We start from the raw sequence: 4,873 nt of genomic DNA, 5'->3' as shown, positions 1-4,873 counted from the left end.
TGTACCATAACCCATTGCTGTTGCACTGTCGTTATTGGCTGTTGTATTATAACCCATTGCAATTGCATAATTTCCTGTCGCGCTGTTGCTTGGATGTCCAATAGTCGCCGCGCCACCACTTGAAACTTCAACATCCAACTTCGCCCCCGGACTCGTCGTCCCGATGCCGACGTTGCCGCTAAAATAAGTATTATGGGCAATAATTCCATTGGCGACAAAGTTATGCGTGCCTTCTACTTCAATATCATAAACTTGTTCTGGAGGAAGAATTGTAATTCGTTTAATTTTAACGAATTTTACCCCGTTAGATAAATCAGAGTCAACTCCTTCCATGCCATCATTAACAACAGCAATTTCCATTCCCTCTTCCAATTCCGCAACCTTTGTCCATTCAGTATTGTCCATTGCGACTGTTGTTGGAAGCGCGTGCTTTTGAGCATCGTAGAGACGAGGCATTGCCTCGTCTCTACCAAATTCCGCCATATCTTTTGCGCTTTCTTCATTTTCCTGATATATTGTTTGAGAATTGGAAATTTGATCATTGGAAATTGTTTGGAAATTGAAAATTGGAAATTGGAAATTTTCTTTTTGATCATTGTTTGAAAATTGAGAATTGGAAATTGAAAATTGAGTGACAGTATCTTTGGCGGTTTTTTGGTTGGCGTGATTGGCATTTGACAAGCCATCGCTGTTTTTGGTATTATGTGTAATGTAATCAAAAATGGCCTCGTCAGAATCTCTCAGCAGAGGATTCTGACGGTTAGAAATTTTATTTTTATTATTTAATTTTATGAACTCATCATTATTATCAAAACCAGTATTCATTAAAGACAAATCCGTTGTCGGTGTTTTAATGTCTAATACAGCTGAATCTGTAGCGGCATTAAAAGAATTTATCGTTAAGTTATCAGAAGATGAACTTGATGATTGGGATAAAGAATTAAGTTCGCCTTCCGCGATTGCCAGATACGAATCAATTGTCGCCGAAGCTGACGCTAATGATGGCTGGGTTAAAGCAGAAGACATTGAAAAAGAATTTTTAATCTCATGATTATGTTCACTTATCAATTTTTCAACCAAGCAGTGCAAAAACGTCTGCGACGATTTGATAGAATTACAGCTGACAAAATCGTTCGCGAGATTAAAGCAGTCTGTTCTTTCTCCCATCCTATCCAACATCGCAATGTCAGAAAGCTTGTCGGCTATAGCAATACATACCGCATCCAAATCGGACTTCATATCAGAATTATTTTTAACATCATCAAGGACAGAAAGTTGATCCAAATTATTGAAATCAATACACGAGAAAATATTAGATACTAAATTAGGATTTGACAAATTTATATCCTCCCACCACCACTTGACAAAGTTTTCTGTTTTGTTATACTGTGAATATCGGGTATCAACTGTTGGAAGCGCGTGCTTCTGAGTATCATCAATAACAACCTCATTCATGGGGTTGTTATTATTTTGGTCAGTTGTTATACTATGATTGCGGTAGGTTTGTGGTAGGTATTCTCCTATGGTAGGAGCGGCAGTTGATACCTGTTCGGTACTCTTTAAAGTACGTGGTTCGATTCCACTGCCTACCGCATCAAGAAACTCTTCTTTTTCAAGAAGGGTTTTTTGGTTGGTTTGCTTCACTAAATATGGATGGTTTCCGGTAGTCCTAATCTTTTTTCCGTCCTCTGTTTCCATTTCATAAATAGTTTTTACTCCCATATCCATTAATCCATTAATCTTAGCAGGCTCTAACTCGCCTGTTTTTTCATTTAAAGACATAACATAATCACCTGCTTTTACATCTTTTATTTCTACTTCCTTAATTTGTTCGGAAACTTGATTATTGGATGAAGAAGAAACTAAGTTTCCAAATAATTTTTCCCGCCGTTGGCGGGAAAAATTATTTGGAAACTTAGTTTCTGTTTTTTTTATTTCTTTTGCCGATATAATCGGCAAAAGCGTGTCTCCTGTCACGCACTGCCCTTCAACATGCAATTTCTGCTGTGGACTCGTCGTCCCAATCCCGACGTTGCCTCCATTAGGTTGTAATGCAATATCTCGTTTTGTTCCAGCATCATCTACTTCAATTGCGCCATATCTATTACTCCCAGTTACATCTGTTTTTATCCCCATACGCAAAGCTAAAGGATCTGTTGCATCAGCGCTTGCTACCTGAAAAATGTTTTCAAAAGCGCCAGTAGCAGCTTTAGCATTATTTCTTCTTACATCTAATTGAGTAAGAGGCGCTGATGTCCTAATCCCAACTCTATCCATAGTCCCCTTAATTACTAAAGTATTAGAATCAAAATTAACATCAAAGGTTCCTTGAGTTATTGTTGTTGTTTTTGATAATGCTCCTCCCAACTCAAATACTGTTCCAGAAAGTGTCAGACCATTGCTTGCTGTATATTCTGTATTAGTATCCGCTCCCCAAACCCCTGCTCCTGTGCCGTCTGATTTCCATACCTGCCCGTCTGCTCCTGCTGTTGTAATAAATAAATCTCCATATTGCACTTTTGTTGCCGTTAGTGTTCCATCTGCCAAATCAGCCAAATCAGCGTCATATGCCTGGACATCTGTTCCAATTACTAATCCAAGAGATGTTCTTCCTGTCGCGGCAACTAAATTAGTTGATGTTCCTGTCCAGTAAATGTCTGTATTTGTATCCGCTCCCCATACTGGGATAGCAGCGCCTTGAGATTTAAGAACATATCCGCTAGTGCCAGCCGGAAGTCTAGCCCAATCAGTGCCATTATAATACATCATATCTCCTGTAGCGTCAGAGCCCAAAGCAATATCTGTGCCATCTACGGAGTTATCAGAAATCGTTGTTGCAAAACTGCCTGTTCCACCTCCAGTAACATCTCCTGTAAGAGTAATTGTCTGGTCTCCCGTGTTTGCTCCTGAAATATTTGCGGCAAGAAATGTATCATCTGTCTTTAATGTGTTTACGGCTGATCTATATAAATTTGTATCTGTTCCAAAAGCTATTCCGCCTGCCGCGGTTGTTGCCGCAGGAACGCTCAACTTCGCCCCCGGACTCGCCGTCCCAATCCCGAGCCTTGCATTAATAACATCTATAACCAAATTATCAGTATTAAAAGAAATATTTCCTGTCGTAATAAAATCAGTTGCTCCTCCGTCTAAAATAATACTAGTATCAGCTATTCTAATATCTCCGTTTATGTCTAATGTTGTCCCTGAGTCAAAAGTTAAATTTCCTGAAGTATAATTATCTGTAACATCAGATCTTAAAAACTGCAAGGAATCAATACTATCTAATTTATCTGCATTTAAATTAGTCACAACCGTTGTACTAGAAGTTGTTAATGTATTACTTCCTAAAACCAAATTCCCACTTAATGTTAATCCGGCAAAAGTAGGGCTGCTGGTTGTAGTTAAATTCTGACCTGTGTCAAAAGCAAGTTGCGCATCGCTAATACAATTTGCTGTAACCGCGACATTGTCCGCATTAACCGTGATACAAGTTCCTGCTCCAACATCAAAAGTTCTGTTTGCTGTTAAGTCGCCTCCGCCTGTTAATCCTGCGCCAGTGGTTATAGATCTGTCAGCTGTTATTACTTCTCCTGCCACAGTTCCTTGAATTGACGCATAAATTTTTCCAGCAACATTAAGTTTATACGTTCCAGGACTCGCCGTCCCAATCCCGACGTTGCCTGCATCATCAAAAATATGGATTGGCGTTCCAGCGTCTGCTATCATAAAATCGCCAGTGCCAGTTAAATCCATAGTGAAATTATTACCGCCAAAATTAATTTTAGTTGAAGCGTCAAGATCAAGGATGTCTTGAAAATCAACAAAATCTAAACTATCATCTTCAATTTCATCACTATTTATACTATCAGCTGTAACCGCGACAGCAGGAGACCATCCTTCTCCTGCTGTTCCTGAAATGGTTATCGCGTTTCCAGCTGTTATTCCTGCTACATAATTTCCTGTTGTATGAGTGCCAAGAATAATAAGATTATTTAAAGTTGTTGTTCCTGTGCCTCCGTTTGCAATAGGCAAAGTGCCTGTAACATGAGTAGTTAAGCCAATTTTGCCCCAAGAAGGAGCTACACCGACTCCGCCAGAAATTAAAGCATTTCCTGTTGCTATATCAGCCAATCTAGTAGGAGTTCCACTAGTGCCGCCATAAATAATATCTCCCGCGGCGGTCATTGGATTAGTCATCTTAGCGTCCCAAACAGTATCTTTTTGTACGCCAGAGATATAAAGGCTGATCGCGTTAATACTACCTGCAACATTAAGTTTATACGTTCCGGGATTTGTTATGCCAATACCGACACTCCCTTCTACTATCATTCCGTCTGTTGGACCTACTGTAGTCATATATCCTGAACCAATACTTGTATTACCACCGACAGTTAATTTATTTACTTGAAATGTTGTCCCGATGCCTACATTCCCGGAAAAATAATTTTTGGCTGCCACTGAATATATTCCATAATTATTAGCTGCTCCTGATGCTTCAAAATATCCTGCATAGTGGCTATTTCCACCTACACCGTTAGCAATCCCTTGAATTGCGTATGCATTATTATCATATGCATTATTTACATACAATGTAGTTGGATTTGCAGAAGTATCATTATAAATTTTCACCTTATTAGTGCCAGGATCAATTGTCCCAATTCCAACTTTATCCGTAATAGAATCTAACCTTACATTTGTTCCATCATCAACCCACCCGCTATTATTTACTGCAGTTGTAGTTCCAAATACTCCGTTATTAATTGTCAGCAAGCCAGTCCAGCCAATAGTGCTTGTTCCTGTTCCACCATTTGCAACTGACAAAGCATCACCTGACCAATTATTATTATTAATAGTATCTAAAACTGCAAGATCA

Annotated in this window: 1 protein-coding gene; it reads right to left on the bottom strand. The window is 39.2% G+C overall.

Features of this window, described 5'->3' with window-relative positions; all coding sequences use genetic code 11:
* Positions 1 to 4,873 (bottom strand): hypothetical protein (locus KKH67_16175; GenBank protein ID MBU1320713.1); only part of this gene is annotated, 4,873 nt, incomplete at both ends.

It is taken from the genome of Candidatus Zixiibacteriota bacterium, from assembly GCA_018820315.1.
In the GTDB taxonomy this organism is placed as follows: domain Bacteria; phylum Zixibacteria; class MSB-5A5; order JAABVY01; family JAHJOQ01; genus JAHJOQ01.
The sequence above is the reverse complement of the archived record's forward strand: the minus strand, read 5'-3'. Positions and strand labels throughout refer to the sequence as shown.